Source organism: Flavobacterium sp. 1355, from assembly GCF_017833415.1.
GTDB lineage: Bacteria > Bacteroidota > Bacteroidia > Flavobacteriales > Flavobacteriaceae > Flavobacterium.
Window position 1 is genome coordinate 67,274 of sequence record NZ_JAFICC010000010.1, and the last position, 23,229, is coordinate 90,502.

13 protein-coding genes are annotated in these 23,229 nt (G+C 34.6%); 9 read left to right on the forward strand and 4 right to left on the reverse strand.

Annotated features, from left to right (window positions below; genetic code table 11):
* Positions 1 to 4: 4 nt before the first annotated feature.
* Complete coding sequence (locus tag JOD96_RS13975; RefSeq protein WP_209564860.1) at positions 5 to 3,112, reverse strand: SusC/RagA family TonB-linked outer membrane protein; 3,108 nt, start codon at positions 3,110 to 3,112, stop codon at positions 5 to 7.
* Between the two features lie 345 nt (positions 3,113 to 3,457).
* Here JOD96_RS13975 and JOD96_RS13980 point away from each other — a divergent pair, with 345 nt between their 5' ends.
* Positions 3,458 to 6,337 (forward strand): triple tyrosine motif-containing protein, encoded by a 2,880-nt coding sequence (locus tag JOD96_RS13980; RefSeq protein WP_209564861.1) that lies wholly within the window; start codon positions 3,458 to 3,460, stop codon positions 6,335 to 6,337.
* Between the two features lie 49 nt (positions 6,338 to 6,386).
* Here the strand turns inward: JOD96_RS13980 and JOD96_RS13985 are convergent, their stop codons facing one another.
* Together JOD96_RS13985 and gldJ are read right to left on the reverse strand one after the other, a co-directional pair.
* Positions 6,387 to 7,670, reverse strand: a complete 1,284-nt coding sequence (locus JOD96_RS13985; RefSeq protein WP_209564862.1) for a UDP-N-acetylmuramoyl-tripeptide--D-alanyl-D-alanine ligase — start codon at positions 7,668 to 7,670, stop codon at positions 6,387 to 6,389.
* A gap of 63 nt (positions 7,671 to 7,733) precedes the next feature.
* Positions 7,734 to 9,419 carry a gliding motility lipoprotein GldJ gene (gene gldJ / locus JOD96_RS13990; protein WP_209564863.1) on the reverse strand — a complete coding sequence of 562 codons (1,686 nt, stop codon included), beginning with the start codon at positions 9,417 to 9,419 and terminating at the stop codon, positions 7,734 to 7,736.
* A gap of 213 nt (positions 9,420 to 9,632) precedes the next feature.
* Between gldJ and porU the strand changes: the two genes are divergently transcribed.
* The 8 genes from porU (at position 9,633) to JOD96_RS14030 (ending at position 21,944) form a co-directional block, all read left to right on the forward strand.
* On the forward strand, positions 9,633 to 13,469 hold the full coding sequence (gene porU, locus JOD96_RS13995; RefSeq protein WP_209564864.1) for a type IX secretion system sortase PorU: 3,837 nt from the start codon (positions 9,633 to 9,635) through the stop codon (positions 13,467 to 13,469).
* 41 nt (positions 13,470 to 13,510) lie between these two features.
* Positions 13,511 to 14,710, forward strand: coding sequence for a type IX secretion system outer membrane channel protein PorV (gene porV, locus JOD96_RS14000; RefSeq protein ID WP_209564865.1), 1,200 nt, complete (start codon positions 13,511 to 13,513; stop codon positions 14,708 to 14,710).
* A gap of 74 nt (positions 14,711 to 14,784) precedes the next feature.
* Positions 14,785 to 15,267 (forward strand): cytidine deaminase, encoded by a 483-nt coding sequence (cdd, locus tag JOD96_RS14005; protein ID WP_209564866.1) that lies wholly within the window; start codon positions 14,785 to 14,787, stop codon positions 15,265 to 15,267.
* Between the two features lie 160 nt (positions 15,268 to 15,427).
* A complete protein-coding gene (pdhA, locus tag JOD96_RS14010) occupies positions 15,428 to 16,426 on the forward strand; it encodes a pyruvate dehydrogenase (acetyl-transferring) E1 component subunit alpha (protein ID WP_209564867.1) in 999 nt (332 codons plus the stop codon).
* A gap of 4 nt (positions 16,427 to 16,430) precedes the next feature.
* The gene (locus tag JOD96_RS14015) at positions 16,431 to 18,104 is read left to right on the forward strand and encodes a pyruvate dehydrogenase complex dihydrolipoamide acetyltransferase (RefSeq protein ID WP_209564868.1); all 1,674 of its coding nucleotides are present in this window, start codon (positions 16,431 to 16,433) and stop codon (positions 18,102 to 18,104) included.
* 113 nt (positions 18,105 to 18,217) lie between these two features.
* On the forward strand, positions 18,218 to 20,065 hold the full coding sequence (locus JOD96_RS14020; protein ID WP_209564869.1) for a hydrolase/aminopeptidase: 1,848 nt from the start codon (positions 18,218 to 18,220) through the stop codon (positions 20,063 to 20,065).
* A 380-nt stretch (positions 20,066 to 20,445) separates the two neighbouring features.
* On the forward strand, positions 20,446 to 20,985 hold the full coding sequence (locus JOD96_RS14025; RefSeq protein WP_209564870.1) for a carboxymuconolactone decarboxylase family protein: 540 nt from the start codon (positions 20,446 to 20,448) through the stop codon (positions 20,983 to 20,985).
* An 83-nt stretch (positions 20,986 to 21,068) separates the two neighbouring features.
* On the forward strand, positions 21,069 to 21,944 hold the full coding sequence (locus JOD96_RS14030; protein WP_209564871.1) for a helix-turn-helix domain-containing protein: 876 nt from the start codon (positions 21,069 to 21,071) through the stop codon (positions 21,942 to 21,944).
* Here the strand turns inward: JOD96_RS14030 and JOD96_RS14035 are convergent.
* The gene (locus tag JOD96_RS14035; protein ID WP_209564872.1) at positions 21,941 to 23,185 is read right to left on the reverse strand and encodes a glycosyltransferase; all 1,245 of its coding nucleotides are present in this window, start codon (positions 23,183 to 23,185) and stop codon (positions 21,941 to 21,943) included. The genes JOD96_RS14030 and JOD96_RS14035 overlap by 4 nt on opposite strands.
* Positions 23,186 to 23,229: the final 44 nt, after the last annotated feature.

Sequence of the window (23,229 nt, forward strand, 5' to 3'; positions counted from 1 at the left end):
TTTTTTAAAATTGAACGTTTGCTCCAAACAGAATTGATCTTGCCTGTGGATAAACTCCTTTATCTACACCAAATACCTGACCCCCAATCTCCGGATCATATCCAGTATATTTTGTAAAAGTCACTAGGTTCTCTCCTGTTACATAAAAACGAATTTTATCTGCTCCAATTTTAGATGATAAGTTTGTCGGCATAGTGTATCCAATCTGAACAATTTTTAAACGTAAGTAATTTCCGTTTTCAAGATAAAAATCAGACATATTGGTAAAGTTTTTATTAGGATCATTGTTCGTTAGTCTAGGATAATCATTTGATGTTCCCTCTCCTGTCCAACGCTCTAAAGCTTTTGTCTGATAGTTTGCATTAAGAACATCAAGCCTTCTTAATCCCTGGAAGATTTTACTTCCTGCAGAGCCTTGAGTAAATGCCATAAAGTCAAAGTTCTTATAATCTAAATTTACAGTAAAACCAAAAGTATATTTAGGTATATTGGTTCCTAAGTATTGCTTATCATCATCAGAAATAGAACCATCACCATTTGCATCTACCCAACGGAAATCCCCTGGCTTAGCATTTGGCTGAATCAAACCTCCTGCAGCATTTTTATAAGCTGCTACTTCTCCTTCATTTTGGAAAATTCCTGCTGTTTTAAACCCATAAAATTCGTTGAATGAATGACCAACCTGCGTTCTTGTTACAGGGCCCATAGATTGGAATGTTGCATCACCTTGTATGAAATTTGTGTTTGAACCAACATACGTAATTTCATTTTTTAAATAAGCAACATTTGCATTAACCCCTAGATTAAAGTCTCCAAGTCTTTTCTTGTAACCTAATTCTACCTCAAAACCACTATTGTCCATATCTGCAATATTTGCAGACGGCGGATCAACAACACCTACATATCCGGGAATAACAACATTTCTTAAAATTCCTGTGGTTCTTTTTTTATAATAATCAAGAACAAGAGTAAAGTCATTAAATAATTTTGCATCAAGGCCTATTGTAGTTTGAGATGTTTCTTCCCATCCTAAATCTGCATTTGGTAACGTTGAGTTTCCGTAACCTGTTGTAATATCACCTGTATTGCCAGTAGAATAATTGTAACCTCCTACAACCAGACCTCTGTATTTAAAATCATCAATATTATCGTTACCAACAACTCCATAACCTCCACGAAGTTTTAAAGTATTAACTACATTGTTTTCTTTCCAGAACCCCTCTTTTGAAAGTACCCATCCTAAAGAGAACGATGGAAAAACTCCCCATTTTTTATTTTCACCAAAACGAGTGGATCCATCACGACGAACGATTCCTGTAAAAAGATATTTTTCTAAATAATCATAATTAGCACGTAAAAATAATGAAGCTAATTTATGTTCTGTAAAATCACTTGATCTGTTTACACGATCAGTTTGAGGAACTTCAAAATTGAAAGAAGCGTCTTTATAACTGTCAATAGGTAATCCGAACATAGTAACTCCTATTGATCCACCGATATTTTCAACATATGCTCCTTGCCCTGCCAAAACATTTAAACTATGATCTCCAAATTTATTTGAATAAGTCAAAATATTTTCAAGAGTCCATGCAAATGATTTATTGTTATTTTGGCTAAAATTATTTCTTTCAGCTTTCATATTTGGATTTAGGTAAAAAACCGGAGTGAAACCTTGGTCTCCCCAATAAGCTAATTTACCGCCAAGTGTTGTTCTGAATTTTAAGTGAGGTGTAATATTAGCTTCCAAGTAAGCATTTCCTACGAAATCATCTGACCAGTTAAATCCTCCTAATCTTGTCTGGATATAACCTAAAGGATTTGTCATCTCTTGTTGTACTAAAGAAGAAATTCCGTATGGATTTCCATTTGCATCTCTAACAATGTTAGGGCTTGTATAAAACCCAGTACCAACTACAGATGGATCTGCAACTAATGGAGTAAGTGGGTCTAAGTTAATTGCAGAACTTAATGGTCCACCAAACTCACTGTTTACATTTCCAATACCCGTAGATTTTTGGTGTGTGTAACCAAAAGTTTGTCCAAAAGTAAAATAGTTAGAAATTTTATGCGTTGAATTTAAACGGAAATTTTTCTTTGTATAGTTTGAAATATCAGTAGCAACAATACCTTCCTGATCTTGTATCCCGAAAGAAGCATAGAAAGTAGATTTTTCTCCACCTCCGCTAATGCTTAACTCATGCGTATATCTGAAAGCAGAATCATTAAAGATTGCATCCTGCCAATCTGTACCTTTTCCTAATGCAGAAGGATTATTATATTTAATACCGCCGCCATCTGCATAAGACTTCTCATTCATAATTGAAGCATACTGGGTAGCATTTAACATATTTAATTTTTTAGCTGGTCCCGATATTCCTGCAAAACCATTGTAATTCACAGAAATTTTTCCAGATTTTCCTTTTTTAGTTGTAACTAAAATAACCCCTGTTGCTGCTCGGGTACCATAAATAGCTGCTGATGCGGCATCTTTAAGAACCTCAATAGATTCAATATCACTTTGATTGATAAATCCAATTGCATTAGCATCTACAGCAATTCCGTCAATAACCCAAAGAGGATCATTTCCTCCTTCTCTAAATGTAGTTATACCTCTAATACGTACTTTTGAACTAGCGCCAGGCTGCCCTGATGTAGCTGCAATAGATACACCGGCTACTCTACCTTGTAATGACTGTTCAACACGACCGTTTGGTACTTTTTCAAGATCAGCAGCTTTAACGCTGGAAATTGCTCCTGTTACTACCGATTTCTTTTGAGTACCGTATCCAACCACAACAACTTCATTTAAGGTTTGTGATTCCGGTTTTAATTGTATTGCAATTTTTGTTCTTCCATTTACAGCTTCATTCACTGTAGCATAACCAATAAATGTAACTACCAGTGTACCATTTGATGGTACTTGTATTTGGAATTTTCCATCAAAATCGGATGCTGACGATTTAGTTGTTCCTTTTAATAAAACAGTAGCACCCGGAACCGGCATTCCACTTTCATCATTTATCACACCGTTTACTGTGACATCCTGAGCCACAGCTATAACCGAGAATAACAAAGACGAAACACAAAAAATAAGTAATTTTGTTAATTTCATTTTTCTAAAAATTTTGGTTAATTAATTAGTAATTTGATGCAATAATAAGTCATTATTTTTAGTATCGATATTTAAAATTCATTACAAAAACACATCAAAGCAAATTTTTGTACATTACAAAAACACATCATATTTTTTTTAATTAATTGATTTATAATGATTTAATTTCATAATTAATAATGTTATCAAAATGTTAATTGCCAAAATAAACACTACAATTGTATTGAAATGGTTATTTTTATGTAATAATCTAAAAACTACAACGAAATAGCTTTGCTGAATCAATCACAAACAACTGTATAACAGGTGTTTAAAATTAAATATTTAAAAAATTAACTAAAATTCATGAAAATAAGAAAATCATATTTTATTATTATTTTTTTTACATTATTCACAATAAGCTTTTTTGGGCAAGTTAAAAGCATAGGACTTCCGGATGTAAGAAATTACAAGCGAAATGAATACAAAGGAGGAACTCAAAATTGGAATATTGATCAGGATAGCAATGGAAATTTATATTTTGCGAATAATAATGGCCTTTTACAATTTGATGGTGCTTCATGGAGAAAGTACCCTCTTCCGAATCTTACTTCCGTACGATGTATAAAAATCGATAAAACCGGAAAAATTTATGTAGGGGGCTATAATGAATTTGGGTATTTTAAAAGTAATGAAAAGGGAAAACTCGAGTATACATCATTAGCTAAAAAGGTTGATAAAAATAAGATTAAGATTATTGATTTTATTTGGAAGATTCATTCAGTTAACGATTTAACCGTCTTTCAATCTTTTGCAAGAGCTTATATTTTCAAAAAAGGGAAACTTTTTATTTTAAAAGCACCTAAGCGATTTCAATTTTCATTTACTGTAAATAACAAATTGTATTTTCAGGATATCGGAAAAGGTATCTTAGAGTACCGTAATGGAAAATTATATAGCTTGCCAAATACTAAGGAGTTAAATAATACTGAAATATGGGCAATGTATTCTTTAGGAACAAACAAAATATTAATTGTAACCCTTGACAGAGGACTTTTCATATACGACCAGAATACTATAAAGCCATGGAATACGGAAGCGAACAATTTTGTCAAAAAAAATAATTCCTTAGGTGCTGTTGTGATTAAGGACAGTTTTATAGTTTTAAATTCAGTACTGGACGGTATTGCTATTTGTGATTTTAATGGAAATATAATTCAGCATATCAACAGAAAAAAAGGCTTACAAAATAATACTGTTCTGACTTCTTTCATTGACAACAAAAACAATCTTTGGTTGGGTCTCGATAACGGTATTGCTTTTGTTAACGAATCTTCTCCTTTTACTTATTTTGGATTTAGCTATGATATTAGTACCGTTTACGCATCTGTAATCTACGAAGGCAATCTATATGTTGCCACAAATCAGGGTGTGTTTTATCACGCATGGAACAACAGTACAAATAGTTTTAAAGAAGATGTTTTTAAACTTGTAGAAGGAACAACTGCACAATCATGGAATGTACAGGTTATTGACAATCAACTTATATGTGCAAACAATAGAGGTGCACTAATTATAAAAGGCAATAAAGTTGTGGATATTATAGATTCTAAAGGATATTTTGGGTTCAAAAAAATCCCAAACAAACCTGGTTATCTTATAGGTTCAAATTATGATGGGTTTGCCATTTTTCAAAAAACAGGAAACGGTTTTAAATTTAAAAATCAAATTATCGGTTTTGACAAATCCTCCAATAGTTTTGAACTGGACGATGCTTATTTGTGGCTTAAAAAAGATGAATCTATCTACAGAATGTCACTTAATAATGATTTGACAAGATTTTCATCAATTAAAAAGATAGACCAATTATCTTCTGAATATAAGAACATTGGCAGTCTGCAGAAAATTGACGGCAAAGTATATTTTCAAACCAATAATCATTTTTATAAATATTCTAAAGAACAGGATTTGTTTTATGAAGACAAAAATTTATCCAATTTATTCAAAAATATTCCTGTAATAAACAGTCTAAGTCAAGATTCACAATCAAATCTATGGTATGCTTTTGATGAGTCTCTGGGGGTATTAATGAATAAAAATAAAAAGTATACAAATATTGTTGCTCCCTTTTCTAATTTGACCGGAAATTTGGTGAACAATTATTTATCTGTAAATACCATAGATCCTAAAAATATATTTATTGGACTTACTGACGGATTAGCACATTATGATTCTGAACTTTTAAACAATTTTGTTACTAAACCAAAAGCATTTATTCGTAGTTTTTCATTCCCCGGCGACACAATTGTTTTAGGCAATAGTCAGAATAAAATTGAAAATATTCGAATTCCTTATTCATCAAATCATGTTCGGTTTACATTTTCATCACCTACTTATGAAAATCTTGAGAATGTTGAATTCTCTTATCAATTAGAACCCTTTGACGATAAATGGAGTAATTGGTCTACTATCTCGATTAAAGAGTATACTAATCTTCGTGAAGGAGATTATACTATGAAAGTTAAGGTTAGAAACAGTTATGGAATTCAATCGGAGCCATCTACACTTTTCTTTACTGTTTCACCACCATGGTATAGGCATTTTTTAGCTTTTATGCTTTATTTCGTTTTAATTATTATCGGAATCTATTTTGTTTCAGACAGAATAAAAATGAAGATTCGAAAAAATAAATATTACGAAACAATTGAACAAAGGAGACTTTATCTCGAAAAAGAATCAAAAATAAGACAGGAACAATATGATCTTGAAAAAGAAATTGAGAAATTAAAAAATGATAAACTTCAGATAAAAATCCTTGCAAAAGACAAGGAATTGGTAAACAATTCTCTACAGGTAGTAAAAAAGAATAAAATTTTAAACGGTATAATTCATAAACTAAAAGAGATTGATGTTGAAGCTTTGGATGACTCAACAAAATTCCAGGTCAGTAAATTAAACAAAAGCATTGTCAAGGAAGTTAACACGGATAAAAGCTGGAAAGACCTAGAAAAACACATCAAAAACGTACATTTTGAGTTTCTAAAAAGATTAAAAGAAAAATATCCAACAATTTCGCCCCGAGAGCTCGATTTATCAACCTATCTGTTAATGAATATGTCTACCAAAGAAATTGCCGAAATCATGAATATTTCGACAGGTGGCGTAGAATTAGCGAGATACCGCCTAAGAAAAAAACTGGGATTAAATAAAAAGGAAAATCTTATTGGCTTTTTAATGAGTGTATAGCCTAAAGAAAAGCGCCATCATAATGATGGCGCTTTCTTTGTTTTTGATATTAGATATAATCCAGAGTGCGTTCTAATGCCATTCCTCTTGATCCCTTTATCAGGATGGTGTTGTCATTAAATTTAATAGTCTTTATATATTCTGCGTATGCATCAAAAGTTTCAAAAAAATAAACATTCTCATTTGATACTTTATGCTCATAAAAAGCTTTTCCAATTAAATAACAAACCGATTCGGTTTGATTTAAAACAGAATCAACAATAATTTTATGTTCATGTTTACTTTCATTTCCAAGTTCGAACATATCCCCCAAAATCATTATTTTATTCAGATTATCCAATTGCATGAAATTTGCAATTGCAACAGCCATACTACTCGGATTTGCATTATAAGCGTCTAATATAATATCATTTGAACCTTTTTTGAGCAACTGTGATCTGTTATTTTCAGGTACATACCCTTCTATTGCTGCTTTTATATCAGCATTATTAACCTGAAAATAAGTACCAATAGCTACTGCAGCATTAATATTGTTTGCATTATAAAGTCCAATCAAATTTGACTTCACACTAAAGCCGCTATAATCAATAGAAACAAAAGGATTAGCCTGTATATTTGAAATTGTAAGATCTGCCCCGTCTTTTAGAATCCCGAAAGTAAAGGATTTTATATTATTGGATTTTTCAATCTGAATGGGATCTTCAAGATTTACAAAAGCTGTTTTATTATTCTTTAAAAGATAACTATACATTTCGCTTTTACCTTCAATCACACCTTCAACTCCGCCAAAACCCTCTAAATGTGCTTTACCAAAATTTGTAATATATCCGTAATCAGGCTGGGCAATTTCGCACAAAAATTCAATTTCTTTTTTATGATTTGCCCCCATTTCAACAATTCCAATTTCAGTCTCTTTAGTAAAAGATAACAAGGTCAAAGGAACTCCAATATGATTGTTTAAATTTCCTATTGTTGCCCTGGTATTAAATTTTTTCGACAAAACTACATTGATAAGTTCTTTTGTAGTTGTTTTACCATTACTGCCTGTTAAGGCAATAATAGGCAGATTTAAATATGTACGATGAAATTTTGCTAATTCCTGCAATGCTTCAAGACTATTTTCTACTAATATGGTTCTTTCATCAACCATGTACGATTCATTGTCAATAACAACAAATAAAGCCCCCAAATCAAGTGCCTGCTGAGCAAAAGTATTTGCATCAAAGTTTTCTCCTTTAATAGCAAAAAACATAGAGCCTGCTTCAATTTTACGGGTATCAATCGAAACAGATTTACATTTCAAAAACTGAGTATGAATGTTCTGAATATTCATTATTAACTTTTTTAAAAAATAAAAGCCCTAACTAAAGGGCTTTTATTGTAATTAAATATTTTATTAGTTTCTAGGCGATTTTTTTCTTTCTGTTTTCGCACCTACTCTAGACATAGCACATCTAAATCCGATGTAGTCTGTTGCCATATCCTGAGGGAAATATCTTCTTTGAGCAGGATCTAACCAGTAAGCTCTGTCTCTCCAAGAACCACCTTTGTATACTCTTACGTTATCATCGATTAGAGTTGTACGTTTGCTTGAGTTGTCGTATTTTCTGATCATCTTGCCTAAACTATCAGTAGTGATATTATGTTTAGGAGCATTGTACATATTTTGATCTGCTTTTGTTCCAGATTCTGAATCTCCAAAGTCAAAATATTTAGATGATTGTTTATCCCCATCTCTGTAGTTGATGTTGTCGCTTGTACTGAAATTTGTTCTCAAATATGTTTCTTGCTCATCAACAGGAACCTGAGCAATTTCACCCGGAAGGTTTCTTGCTACAACTTTACCATTACTTAGAGTATCATATTTGATATTGTCTTTAGTGATAATTTCAAGTTTACCGTCTTTACCAATTTTATTTTTAGCATATTGATTTCCTCTGTAGTAGTTAAAATCATTAGCTTCATTATCAATTATAGGTCTGTAAACGTCCGCTACCCATTCTGCAACGTTACCTGCCATATCATACAATCCGAAATCATTTGGAGCATAGCTTTTTACAGCGTTTGTAATATCCGCACCATCATCAGACCAACCAGCAATTCCACCGTAATCACCGTTTCCTTGTTTAAAGTTAGCCAATTGATCTCCTTTGTTTTTACGTTTAGAAGAACGTGTATAATCTCCGGACCAAGGATATTTCTTTTGTCCTTTATATATATTGTATTCTCTTTGTCCAACATCTGCAGCAGCTGCATATTCCCATTCTGCCTCAGTAGGAAGTCTGTATTCAGGTAAGATTACACCTGAAGAACGTTGTGCGTAAACATTTTTTTCATCTGGAACTACACCATCTTTACCTGCTTTAGGTCTTTTTCCGTTTGGATTTTTCTTTAATACAATTTCTTCACTTCCTCCGTAAGAAGTAGATGGAGAAGCAAGATAAGCTTCTGTATTAAATAAACTTTCAGCACTTACATCTTGTGTTTTAGCACCTTTTTTAATGTATCCTTCTTTTTCAAGAACAGCTTCGTTTACACGGTCAGTTCTCCATTTACTAAATTCAACTGCCTGAATCCAGTTAACACCAACTACAGGATAGTTAGCATAAGATGGATGTCTTAAATAGTTATTGGTCATCGTTTCGTTATATCCTAAACGATTTCTCCATACAAGAGTATCAGGAGATGCTCCTTCATATATATTTTTGTAGTTTTCTTCTGTTGGAGGAAAAACTTTCTTTAACCACTCAAGGTATTCCAGATACATACCATTAGTAACTTCAGTTTCATCCATGTAGAAAGATTGAACGTGTTGTTGAGTTGGAGTATTATTCCAATCATGCATAACATCATCCTGTACTTTACCCATAGTAAACGTACCTCCTTCAACAAAAACTAAACCAGGGCCAGCCTGTTGTTTTTTCCCTGCATTTCTAGCAGAAGTTCCATTCTGACTATCTACATCCCAACCAGTGGCTCTTGAAGCGTGAGAGGAACTCGATTTTTTGCTACAACTAGCCGTGCCCAACATCAATACCATTGACATCATTAATTGCAAGACTACAATTTTGTTTACTTTCATACTCATTCTTAGGTGATAAATTTAGGTGCTGCAATATAACAATTAACATTTAATTAGCAACATCTGTTCTAATAATTTTATTTAGCTGTTTTTTACCAGAAAATAACCTATAGTTACGAACGCAAAAATATACTTTTTATTATTTACTATAACATGAAATACTATATTTTTACTTACTAAAATAATTTAAAAATAATTTCGTATATTAAGCCTATGAAACAAGCTTTATTTCTATACCTGTTTTTGATCCCTTTCGCTTCATTTTCCCAGATAAATGGCAGCCTGACGCTGGATTGGAAAAGCAAAAAAGAGATGGCTTTTGGCGACCATAAAATTGTTATTCCTTATTTTTCAGGAAGCACTTTTCGGTTCGATACCAGCAAAAAAAGCATAAGCTTACTGCTCAACACAGGCGAATCTGACTATTCGAACGGCAGTTTTCTTCTGCTAAGCGACATTTTATATGAAACAATTTCGATTATCGAATTGGGCGATTTAACACTTCAAAACATACCAAACAAACCAAATGAAACGTTAAAAATTGCTGTAGCAAGGGATAAAAGACAAGCTTTTATTTCTCTTGATCCTATTATTAAGGAAGGAAACAGTTTTAAACGTATAAAATCATTCTCATATTCCATAAACAATAACACATCAAAAAGCAGCAATTCTTCTGCTTATCAAAAATCGAGTGCTATTTCTAATTCCGTTTTGGCATCAGGTGACTGGTATAGGTTTTATGTCGAAAAATCAGGGGTTTATAAAATTTCAAAGTCTTTTTTGCAAAGCTTAGGATTGGATGCAGGGAAATCTGACCCGAGAAGAATCAAAATATATGGAAACGGAGGAAAAATGCTTCCTTTGGCAAATAACATTTATTACCCGGATGATCTAACCGAAAATGCCATTCAGATTTTCGGCGAAAGTGACGGCACTTTTGACAATGATGACTACATCTTGTTTTATGCTGAAGGCATTGACAACTGGAATACAGAAAGCCAAACCAACATTAATGCATTTGACACAAAGTCTTACTATTATATTACGATTTCAGGCGGAGACGGAAAACGAATTCCAGTCTTAAACCAGCCAACAAATAACAGTACACTGGAGTTAAACACTTACGACGACTATCAATATCATGAAATTGACAAAATAAATATAGCACACACCGGGCGCCAATGGTTTGGGGAAGCGTTCGACATCAATACCGAGCAAGAGTTTGAGTTTAATTTTCAAAATATTGACACCTCTGTTCCTGTAAAAATAGAATTAAACGCAATTTCAGCAGCCTTTACTCCTACTTCATTTTTAGTTTCTTCTAATGGACAAACTATAGGAACATTAAACTTTCAGACGTTAATTTCTAATTCGAATGTAAAGTTTGATTCAAAAAAACTCCCTCCCAACACCATATTCACAGGTGCAGAAAATATAAAAATCAAACTCACATACAATAATAATGGAGTTCCGGGATCAAAAGGCTATCTTGATTATATTAATCTGATCGCCAAAAGAAAATTACTGGGAACGGGTAAACAATTTAGGTTTCAATATGACTTGGCCGGTTCAACTGCCGGAACAGTAAATTACACCATCGGGAATGCCTCTGGGATTTCTCAAATATGGGATATTACAGACCTATATAATGTATCTAAAATTGAAAACACCAATCAGGCAAGTTTTAGCTTCAAAGCTGCACTGGGAGAAGTACGAAAATACATCGCCATTGATCCGGCTGATTATTTTACACCTTTAAAAGATAATCAAACAAAAATTGCCAATCAGAACCTGAAAGGAACTCTTTTTAAAAACAATCAAAACTCGTTTCAGGATATTGACTACATAATCATTACACCAAAAAATCTAGCTTCTCAGGCTGAAAATCTGGCCAGCTTTCACCGAAGCAATTCGAATCTGAATGTAAAAGTTATAACACTGGAAAACATCTATCAGGAGTTTTCATCCGGCAAGCAAGATGTTGCCGCAATCAGAAATTGCATCAGATATATTTATGACAATGCATCTTCACCGGAAAAAAGATTAAAATATATAAACCTATTTGGTGATGCTTCTTATGATTATAAAGACCGCATTCAAAACAATAATAACATTGTACCAACCTATCAATCCTTAACCAGCAATACTCTTGGAGAAGGATCTTTTGCATCTGACGACTTTTTTGGGTTGATGGATCCTGACGAAGGAAATCTAACCTCATATGCCAAAGGAATTGATATTGCGGTAGGAAGAATGCTGGTTTCTGATAATTCTCAGGCTCAGGAAATGGTCAATAAGGTTTTGGAATATCATAATGCAAAATCTTACGGAAACTGGCGAAATAATTTTGTTTTAATTAGTGATGATGCCGATCAAAGTTCAGATGCAAGTTTGCAGTCAAGACAAAATACGCTGGCAGACCTTATAACCACAGAAAAACCTTTTTTTAACGTTGAAAAAATATTTCTTGATTCTTATACTCAGGAAGCATCTGCAGGCGGTTCAAGATATCCAAAGGCGAGAACAGATATTTTTAATGCTTTCGAAAAAGGTGCTCTGGTATTTAATTATTTAGGACACGGAGGAGAGGACGGCCTGGCAAGTGAGCGTATTTGGGAAAAATCAGATGGGCAAAATCTAAACAACCAATACAAATATCCTTTATTCATAACTATTACCTGCGAATTTTCGCGCTTTGATGATCCTACGAGACCAACGGCCGGCGAATATACTTTTTGGAATCCAAGAGGAGGTGCCATTTCAATGCTTACCACTATTCGTGAAATAGGTCAGTTTAATGCAGAAAATTTCAATGACAGCCTAAGCAAAAACTTACTTGCATACGGAAGCAATCAATATACAACTATTGCTGAAGCTTTACGTATTTCAAAAAATGAAAATCCGAGTTCTGCCAGTAATGTCGTTTTTTACATCGGAGACCCTGCATTGATGTTAGCCATTCCAAAGCCACGAATTAATTTAACAAAAGTTAACGATGTTGTTATTTCACAGCCTGTTCCTGATTTTAAATCATTGGCAAAAATTAAGATTACAGGTGAAATTACAGATGAAAATAATACACTTTTAAGCAATTATAATGGCGAATTATCAACTTCAATTTTCGATAAAATAATTACAGCTTCAACATTAAACAATGATGGATATAGCCCTGCAATGTCATTCAAAACTCTTGGAGAGACAATCTTTAGGGGGAATGCTTCTGTAAAAAACGGGCAGTTTGAATTTAGTTTTGTTGTACCCAGAGACATACGTATTCCTGTTGATAATGGAAAAATTAGTTTTTATTCTAAAAAAGAAGGCAATCTTGAAAATCAATCTGGTTACAATACTACCATTAAAATAGGAGGTATAAACGAAAGTGCACCTCAGGACAATATAAATCCAAAAGTGAAGTTATATATGAACGACGAAACATTTGTTTCGGGAGGCATTACAAATAGCTCCCCTTTCTTATTGGCTTTTTTGGAAGATGAAAATGGTATTAATACAGCTAGCGGAATTGGTCATGATATTGTAGCCGTTTTAGATGGCGATGTTAGTAATCCTTTCATTTTAAACGATTACTACCAGACTAAGTTAGACGATTACACAAATGGAAACTTACGTTTCCCGTTAAGAAATTTAGAAGCAGGATTGCATACAATAAGCTTTACAGCATGGGATGTTTATAATAATCCCGTGACAAGCGAAATACAATTTATAGTTGTAGGAGATGAATCCCTGACTCTGTCACACGTTCTTAATTATCCGAATCCATTTTCAACCTACACTCAGTTTTGGTTTTCGCATAACAGACCTTACGAACCTTTAGATGTTCAGGTTCAGGTAATGACAATTACAGGAAAAGTAGTCTGGACAAAAAATCAGATTGTTACAACCGAGGGTTTTTTGTCAAGAGAAATAACATGGGACGGAAGAGATGATTTTGGAGACCGAATTGGAAAGGGAGTTTATATCTATAAACTTACAGTAAAATCTAATTTAACAAATAAAAAAGCAGAAAAATACGAAAAACTTGTAATCTTATAATAATATATATATTTTTACCTAAAACATATTTAGCCCCATAAATGAAAAAAATATCACTCCTATTAATTTGTTTTTTAGTAATATCAGCCACAAAAGCACAGGATATAGTCCCAATTACAACCGGAGTTCCCTTTTTATTAGTCGCAGCAGATGCAAGAGCAGCTGGTATGGCAGATCAGGGTGTGGCCACTTCAGCAGATGCTTTTTCCCAACAGTGGAATCCAGCCAAATATGCTTTTGCTGTTGATAAACAAGGTTTTTCTATAAGTTATACTCCTTATTTAACAGATTTAGCCAATGATATTTCTCTTGGCCAGGCAACCTATTATAACAGAATCAACGAGCGAAGTGCTTTTGCAGGAAGCTTACGTTATTTTGGATTTGGTGATATAGAATTAAGAAAAGATCCTAATGACACTCCAAATGTTGTTTCTCCAAACGAATTTGCATTAGATGGTTCTTACTCTTTAAAACTGAGCGACAAATTCTCAATGGCAATTGGCGCAAGATATATCAGATCGAATTTAAAAATTGCATCAGAGGATGTAGATGCATCTGCAGCAAGTTCTTTTGCAGTTGATGTTGCAGGATTTTATCAATCAGAAGAAATTGCCTACAACAGCTTCAACGGAAGATGGAGAGCAGGTTTTAACATGCAAAATATGGGTCCAAAAATAAGTTATGATAATGATGACATTAGTGCCAACTTTTTGCCAGCCAACTTAAGATTAGGCGGGGGATTCGATTTTATACTGGACGATTACAACAAAGTAAGTGTTAGCGTTGAATTTGCAAAACTTATGGTACCAACTCCTCCAGGACCAGGAACACCCGTTGACACAAACGGAGATGGAGACACCTTAGATCCGGAAGATATTACTCAGGGCGAAGCAAATGCTATAAACTACAACGAGTATAATGACACAGGATGGGTTGCCGGGATGTTTAAATCTTTTGGAGATGCGCCAGGTGGTTTTAGCGAAGAATTAAAAGAAATCACTTATAGCCTTGCAGGTGAATACATGTATCAGGATTCATTCGCAGTTAGAGCAGGTTATTTTCACGAAAGCCCTGAAAAAGGAGCTCGTAAGTTTTTCTCTTTGGGAGCCGGTTTCAAATATAATGTAGTAAAAGTTGATGTTTCTTATTTATTTTCAGCATCAAAAGTTAAAAATCCGTTAGAAAATACGCTGCGTTTTTCTTTAACGTTTAACTTTGGCGATAAATATGAAGAGTACTAAACTAAAAAAATAAACAATAATTACAATCCAAATTTCCACTTTAGGGAATTTGGATTTTTTTTCCCTTATAAAGAATGAAAGAAATAAGCTTTACATCATCATTTTTATCCTATAACTCATTAGAAGAATTACCAAACGATATTCAGACGCTAATGAATGAAGCAGTCGAAGTCCGTAAAAAAGCCTATGCTCCTTATTCACAATTTAGAGTTGGGGCCGCTTTATTATTGGATAATGGAAAAATAGTTTTAGGTTCAAATCAGGAAAACGCCGCTTATCCGTCTGGATTATGCGCTGAACGTGTTGCTATCTTTCATGCCGGAAGCATTTATCCGGAAGCCAAAATTTTAAAAATGGCTATTACCGCAGCTTCCGACATTAATCAGACCAAAGCTCCTATTCCTCCGTGTGGATCTTGCCGCCAGTCGATTGCAGAATATGAAATTAAACAGGACACCCCCATAGAAATCTATTTCATGGGTGAAATAGGTGAAATTTATAAGTCTGAATCCCTCAAAAACTTACTGCCTTTCATGTTTGATAAAAAGTTCTTGTAAAAAAAGCCAAAAAGTAGCGTTTAAATTTTAGTTCTTAAATCTAATGTCTTATTTTTGCATCCCGACCTTTCGGGCGCAAATTTGTGGGAGGAAACTATTTTGCGTTTACAGGCAACAATAATCGATAACACAAACAACTTTAGCAAAAGAAAGAATTCAGATGAAAGAAGTTACAAAAGAGGTATATTTAAAGTGGTATGAGGACATGCTACTTTGGAGAAAGTTTGAAGACAAACTTGCAGCATTATACATCCAACAAAAAGTTAGAGGTTTTCTACACTTATATAATGGTCAGGAAGCTGTATTAGCAGGCGCATTGCATGCTATGGATTTGACCAAAGATAAAATGATTACTGCTTACAGAAACCACGTTCAGCCAATTGGTATGGGAGTTGATCCCAGAAACGTAATGGCCGAACTTTTAGGAAAAGTTACCGGAACTTCTAAAGGTATGGGAGGTTCTATGCACATTTTTTCTAAAGAGCACCGTTTTTACGGAGGTCACGGAATCGTAGGTGGACAAATCCCTGTAGGAGCTGGTTTAGCTTTTGCTGATAAGTATTTCAATACTGGCGGGGTTACTATGACTTACTTTGGTGACGGAGCTGCAAGACAAGGATCTTTACACGAAGCCTTCAACATGGCTATGTTATGGAAATTACCAGTTGTATTTATTGTTGAAAACAACGGTTATGCTATGGGAACTTCTGTAGAAAGAACTGCAAATCACACTGACATCTGGAAATTAGGTTTAGGTTATGAAATGCCTTGCGGACCTGTGGACGGAATGAATCCTGTAAAAGTTGCTGAAGCAATGCATGAAGCTATTGAAAGAGCCCGTCGTGGAGACGGACCAACTTTCCTTGAAATGAAAACGTACCGTTACAGAGGACACTCAATGTCTGATGCACAATTATACCGTTCTAAAGAAGAGGTTGAAGAGTACAGAAAAATCGACCCTATTACTCAGGTTCTTGATGTAATTATGGATCAAAAGTATGCTACAGAAGAAGAAATTGAAGTAATTGATCAAAGAGTTAAGGACTTAGTTGAGGAATGTCAGAAATTCGCAGAAGAATCTCCATATCCGGACTTACAACAATTATACGATGTAGTATACGCACAAGAAGACTATCCATTTACACCTCATAAACTATAACATCATGGCGATTAAAGTAACAATGCCTCGTTTGAGCGATACCATGACAGAAGGAACGGTAGCGACTTGGTTAAAAAAAGTAGGCGACAAAATCAGTGAAGGAGATATCTTAGCTGAAATTGAAACAGACAAAGCAACAATGGAGTTTGAATCTTTTAACGAAGGAACTCTTTTACATATCGGAATTCAGGCTGGAGAAACTGCTCCTGTTGATTCTTTATTAGCAATCATTGGTAAAGAAGGAGAAGATATTTCTGCCCTTTTAGCCAGTGCTGATGCCCCTGCTGCTAGTTCCGAAGCTTCGGAACCAAAAGCGGATGCTCCTGCTGCTGCAGAAACTAAAACAGAAACTGCTGCTCCTGCTCCCAAAGCTTCGGGACAAGCAACAGAATTACCAAAAGGTGTTGTAGTAGTAACTATGCCACGTTTAAGTGATACTATGACTGAAGGAACAGTAGCAAGCTGGTTGAAAAAAGAAGGCGATGCTGTTGCTGAAGGAGATATTTTAGCAGAAATTGAAACTGACAAAGCTACTATGGAGTTTGAGTCTTTCAATGCCGGAACATTATTATATATCGGAATTCAGGAAGGAAACACTGCTCCTGTTGATAGTTTATTAGCTATTATTGGACCTGCAGGAACTGATATTTCAGGAATTGCTGATAACTATACTGCCGGAGGTGCTGCAACTGCTCCCGAAGCTTCTGGACCTGCAACTGAAGAAAAAGCCGCTGCTCCTGCTGCTGAAAAAGCGCCGGAAGCTGTAGCTGATAATTCAAACGGAAGAGTTTTAGCTTCACCATTAGCTAAAAAAATAGCTTCTGACAAAGGAATTCAATTATCACAAGTTAAAGGATCAGGAGAAAACGGACGTATCGTAAAAAGCGATATCGAAAACTTTACTCCCTCTGCACAAACTGCTACAAATGCTGCTCCTGCAGCAAAAGCTGATGAAGCTAAAGCAGAAGCTCCAAAAGTATTCGTTCCTGCCGGAGAAGTTTACACAGAAGAGATCAAAAATTCTCAAATGCGTAAAATTATAGCAAAACGTCTTGCTGAATCATTATTTACAGCTCCTCACTACAACTTAGTGATCGAAGTAAGTATGGACGAAGCGATGCAGGCAAGAACAACTATAAATACAGTCCCTGACACAAAAGTATCTTTCAACGATATGGTGATCAAAGCTTGTGCATTAGCTTTAAAAAAACATCCAAAAATCAACTCTCAGTGGAAAGAAGATGCTATCATCATCAACCACCACGTAAATATTGGAGTTGCCGTAGCTGTTGAAGACGGATTAGTAGTTCCTGTATTGAAATTTACAGATGCCATGAGTTTATCTCAAATTGGTGCTTCTGTAAGAGATCTTGCCGGAAGAGCTAAAAACAAAAAACTGGGACCACAAGAAATGGAAGGAAGCACTTTTACAGTGTCGAACCTTGGAATGTTTGGTATTACTGAATTTAATTCTATTATCAACCAGCCAAACTCTGCAATCCTGTCTGTAGGTGCGATTGTTGAGAAACCAGTAGTTAAAAACGGTCAGATTGTAGTTGGAAACACAATGATGTTATCATTAGCTTGTGACCACAGAACAATTGACGGTGCAACTGGTGCTCAGTTCTTACAAACATTAAAACAATACATTGAAAGCCCAGTTACAATGTTGGCATAATTTTTTGTCAGCCTAAGCAGGCCGAAGGTCATTTTTTATAATTAAATCCCGTTTTGTTTATTCAAAACGGGATTTTTTGTTTAATTTTCATCCAAAATTCAATAATTCATAAAATGAAAAAACTAATTCTTGCAGCTTTTTTTCTGACAGCAATTGCCTGCCAGAAAAAAGAGCAGACCGAAAAAAAAGGAGCTATTATTGACGAGCACAGCTACTCTAAACCAGAACTTGCCGTTGTCAAACATCTTGATTTAGATATCAAAGTTGATTTTGATACACAAACTATTTCGGGAAAAGCTTCCTGGCTAATTGACAATATCAGTAAAGGAAATGAAATTATTTTTGATGAAAACACGCTTAATATCACCAAAGTAACTTTAGGCGATGAAGAAAAAGAAACCAAATTCGAGCTTGGTAAAAATGTTGAATTTCATGGAAAACCACTTCATATTACAATCGAACCCAATACAACTAAAGTAAACATTTACTACAGCACAACTAAAGATGCCGTTGCATTACAATGGCTTACTCCTGCACAAACTGCTGATAAAAAGAAACCTTTCGTTTTTTCTCAGGGAGAAAGTGTCTGGTCCCGTACTTGGATCCCTTGTCAGGATTCACCGGGAGTACGTTTTACTTATAATGCAAAAGTTACTGTTCCCAAAGATTTATTGGCTGTAATGAGTGCTGTAAATCCTCAAAAGAAAAACGATACGGGAGTTTATACCTTTAAGCAAGACAAAGCAATTCCATCTTACTTAATGGCTATTGCTGTTGGAGATATCGAATTTCAGTCAATTGATAACAGGACCGGAGTTTATGCAGAACCCTCAATGCTAAAAAAATCAGCATGGGAATTTGCTGAACTTGGCAAAATGGTGGTTGCTGCTGAAAAATTATATGGGCCTTACCGTTGGGGGCGCTATGATGTACTGGTTTTACCTCCAAGTTTTCCTTATGGCGGAATGGAAAATCCAAACCTGACTTTTTTAACTCCGGGAGTTATTGCTGGAGATCGCTCATTAACAAGTTTACTAGCTCACGAATTGGGCCACAGCTGGAGCGGAAACTTAGTTACAAATGCAACCTGGGATGATATCTGGCTAAACGAAGGTTTTACAACTTATGTAGAACACCGTATTGGAGAAGCAATCTTTGGAAAGAAAGAGTTTGAAATGCAGAATGTAATCACTAACAAAGAGTTAGTTGACAACGTTGCTGAATATGGAGATACAAATCCAGATACCAGATTAAAAGTAAGTCTTACAGGTAGAAATCCGGATGATGGTATAAGTTTAATTCCGTATGTAAAAGGATATGCTTTTTTAAGAGTTATTGAAAACGCTGTTGGACGCGAGAAGTTTGATCCGTTTATTAAAAATTATTTCGATTCACATGCTTTCAAATCGATCACAACAGAAGATTTCGTTAAATATTTAAATGACAATCTAATTAAAGGTGATAAAGCTTTAGCAGATAAAATAAAATTAGAAGAATGGATTTACAAACCTGGAATTCCATCAAACATTACCGCAGTAAGTTCAGCCGATTTTGATGCTATTGATGCTATTCAAAAAAGCTGGAGAGAAACAGGTGTTGCCGGTTTAAGCAAAAAAATCACGACAACTGCAGAAAAGCAGCATTTTATTGACCATCTTCCATCTGACATTACCGTAAAAGAAATGGAAGCAATTGATAATGAATTCAACTTTACAAAAGGAGGGAATTTTATCATCAAACGTCAATGGTTTGTTCAGGCAATTCGACATCAGTACAAAGCTGCAAATCCAGCGATTGAACAATTTTTAATCTCAATTAGCAGAACAGGGTCAGTAATGATGCTGTATAAAGAAATGGTTAAAACTCCCGAAGGAAAAACGTGGGCAAAACAAATTTTTGAAAAAGCTAAATCCGGTTATCACGCAACGACTATTCAGGCTGTTGAAGGTGTTTTGAAATAAAATTTTAAGAATATAATTTACAAGAGGCTGTTCCTAAAGGAATAGCCTCTTTTTTTTTATGAAGTATTTGTCATTTCTCTTTCGTCGAAATGACAAAACAAACGAAAATACACTCTTATGAAAACAAGTTCCTAGCCCCGATAGAAGTGAAAATCCTTTTGTGGCGGGGTTCGCCACAAAAGATTGCAACGGATAGCGGGATTGGCTCCTGAAAAATGCCTTAATTATAGAAATCCAAATGAAAAGATTGCGCTGAAAATAAAGAAGAGAAAATTGTCCATCACATAGCGTAAATTCTCCATGTTCTGAAATCTCTAATCGTCGCACCTTTGTAATGTCAAAAGACAATAACAAATAATAACACTAAAAATTAAATAAAAATGACACGATTAACAGCATTAAACCCAGAAGAAGTAACAGGAAAAACTAAAGATTTATTCAACGCTGTACAGGCAAAATTAGGGGTAGTTCCGAATATGATGAGAACAATGGGAAATTCTCCTGCAGTTCTTGAAGGATATTTAAATTTAAGCGGTGCCCTAAGCCACGGAAAATTGAGCGCAAAAACAGGAGAATTAATTGCCCTTGCAGTTTCTGAAAGCAATTCTTGTGATTACTGTTTAGCTGCCCATACTTTTATTGGAGAGAAATTAGTAAAAGCAGATCCGGAAGTATTACACAATGCAAGAACAGGGAATTCTGCAGATGAAAAAACAGCAGGAATTTTACAATTTGCAAAAATATTAATCAGCAAAAACGGATTGGTAAATGATCAGGATGTTGCGGCAGTTAGAAATGCGGGTGCATCAGATGCAGAAATTTCAGAAATTATTGCACACGTAGGCTTAAATGTATTTACAAATTATTTTAACAATACGGCAAATACAGAAATTGATTTTCCTGCAGTTCAGACTGTATAACTCTAAACAACAACACAACGCGACTAAAGATAGTTATGATTCATTTTGTAACTATCTTTATCTTTATCAAAACATTTCTGATTATGAGCAATCAAAACGCTTTTACCTTAATAAATCCACAAAATGGAAATCTAGCTTTTAAGCTCCTTTCATTTGAAGACAATAGCCATTTTGATCATATTCAGCGTAATAATTATTTTTCTCTAATTTGGGTTACCAAAGGAAACGGAAAGGTGAAAGCTGATTTTGCAGAACATCAATTTGAAGAAGGTTCGCTCCTCGCCTTTTCTCCCTATCAGCCTTTTATGATTTGCACAAAAGAAGACCTGAAGGGAATTGCAATCCATTTTCACCCCGATTTTTACTGTATTCACATGCATCAAAAAGAGGTTTCCTGCAACGGTGTTTTGTTTAATAATGTTTACCAACCGCCATTTACGCGAATTACAGATCAGGCAAAAGCCACATTTCAGATGGTTATTGACCAAATGAGAACTGAAATACAAAATGCAGAACTGGCGCAATACGAACTATTAATTTCGTATCTGAAAATATTTTTAATCACAGCTTCAAGATTAAAAAATGAGCAGCTGGAAGAACTAAAATCGGCTCCGGATTCTAAAGAACCTTATATTTTACAAAATCTAAAAGACGCTATTGAAAATCATTTTAAAACCAAACATTCCGCCGGAAATTATGCCGAATTGCTTAATATTTCGCCCAAAGCTTTAGCTAAATTATCAAAGAATTATTTCAACAAAACGCTTACGGGTCTTATTGCCGAAAGAATTATTATTGAAGCAAAAAGAGAATTGTACATGACCAATAAAACGGTAAAAGAAATTGCATACGAGCTGGGTTATGAAGACGAACATTATTTCAGCAGGTTCTTTAAAACCAATGCAGATGTTTCGCCTCAATTGTACCGGGAAACTGTAGGATTTGGTAAAATGGTTTAATTTCTATTTTTAGCTTCAATCCATTTTGACATGTATTTGGTGCTTTTTAAAGTATGGTGCTGAAGCAGGCTTCCCATAAAATTATGAAGGCGATGATTTTCAGAATCATTCATTAAATCATTTACTGTGTTTATCAAAACGGAAGCAAATTTATTTTTTTGAAAACACGTATTTACAATAGCAACTCCATTTTTCTGAGATTGCTCCCAAAGATTTTTATCCTGATATAAGGCAACAGCCTGTTTAGCAAAAAGCTCCGGATCATCGATAATAAAACCGCCCCAGGGCAGATCTTCATGCATTGCTTCTGCACCTATTTCTGTTGTTACGCTTGGTGTACCGCATTGTATGGCTTCCAAAAGTTTTCCTTTTAAACCTGCACCAAAACGAATTGGCGCCAAAACAACTTTTGCTTTTTTAACAATTTCGTTAGCATCAGCAGCTCTTCCCATAATAAAAAATCCGTCTTTAGGCTGATGCAACTGTAATACTTTTTGCGAAGGATAAGCACCATAGACGTGCAAGACGGCTTCCGGAAAATCTTTCCTGACAAAAGCCCAAACAGATTCTTTAAGATACTGGACAGTGTTCCAATTGGGTTCATGTAGAAAATTTCCAATAAAAACAAAATGCTCACGCTCTTCAAATAAAGGCAATTTTAAAAGATCGCTTTCCTTCATTTCATCTGTCAAAAAAGGAAGATAAAACAGCAGAGTTGTATTGATTTTAAAAATATCATTTAGGATTTTCATTTCAAATTTCGAAATAATCAAAGACAAATCACACCTCAAAATACTTGCAATTTCACGTTTTGCCACTTCTTCCGACAATAAATCGAATAACTCAAAAGTTCTTTTTTCCTTAAAAGCTTTTTGCCTGGCCGTTCTTAAACAATGTAAATCCTCGGTATCTAATATTCTGATTGCTTTTGGACAGTTTTCTGCAACACGCCATCCAAATTGTTCTTCAATCATAAAGCGGTCAAACAAAACAACATCAGGATTTAATTCAATTATGAAATCATCAAAACTTGAATTATTCAGTTCAATTGATTTTTTCCCCACTCCAAACTCAGCTAAATCAACCATAAAATCACTGTCCAAAGCCGGGCTTGCAAATGTAATTTCAAATCCATTTTCCTTAAAAACAGATATTAACTGCATCATTCTTCCGCCTGCCGCAGACGAATTTGGTTCGGGCCAGACAAAACCAATTATTAAAAGTTTTTTCGTTTGATTCATTTTAATTCTTTGAACTACAAAATAATGCATTTTTACGCTTAATT

Coding starts and splice junctions, on each gene's coding strand:
- JOD96_RS13975 (WP_209564860.1), bottom strand. CDS start 3,112: ATGAAATTAACAAAATTACTTATTTTTTGTGTTTCGTCTTTGTTATTC.
- porU (WP_209564864.1), top strand. CDS start 9,633: ATGAAACAAGCTTTATTTCTATACCTGTTTTTGATCCCTTTCGCTTCA.
- JOD96_RS14025 (WP_209564870.1), top strand. CDS start 20,446: ATGACACGATTAACAGCATTAAACCCAGAAGAAGTAACAGGAAAAACT.
- JOD96_RS13980 (WP_209564861.1), top strand. CDS start 3,458: ATGAAAATAAGAAAATCATATTTTATTATTATTTTTTTTACATTATTC.
- JOD96_RS14015 (WP_209564868.1), top strand. CDS start 16,431: ATGGCGATTAAAGTAACAATGCCTCGTTTGAGCGATACCATGACAGAA.
- gldJ (WP_209564863.1), bottom strand. CDS start 9,419: ATGAAAGTAAACAAAATTGTAGTCTTGCAATTAATGATGTCAATGGTA.
- pdhA (WP_209564867.1), top strand. CDS start 15,428: ATGAAAGAAGTTACAAAAGAGGTATATTTAAAGTGGTATGAGGACATG.
- cdd (WP_209564866.1), top strand. CDS start 14,785: ATGAAAGAAATAAGCTTTACATCATCATTTTTATCCTATAACTCATTA.
- JOD96_RS14030 (WP_209564871.1), top strand. CDS start 21,069: ATGAGCAATCAAAACGCTTTTACCTTAATAAATCCACAAAATGGAAAT.
- porV (WP_209564865.1), top strand. CDS start 13,511: ATGAAAAAAATATCACTCCTATTAATTTGTTTTTTAGTAATATCAGCC.
- JOD96_RS14020 (WP_209564869.1), top strand. CDS start 18,218: ATGAAAAAACTAATTCTTGCAGCTTTTTTTCTGACAGCAATTGCCTGC.
- JOD96_RS13985 (WP_209564862.1), bottom strand. CDS start 7,670: ATGAATATTCAGAACATTCATACTCAGTTTTTGAAATGTAAATCTGTT.
- JOD96_RS14035 (WP_209564872.1), bottom strand. CDS start 23,185: ATGAATCAAACGAAAAAACTTTTAATAATTGGTTTTGTCTGGCCCGAA.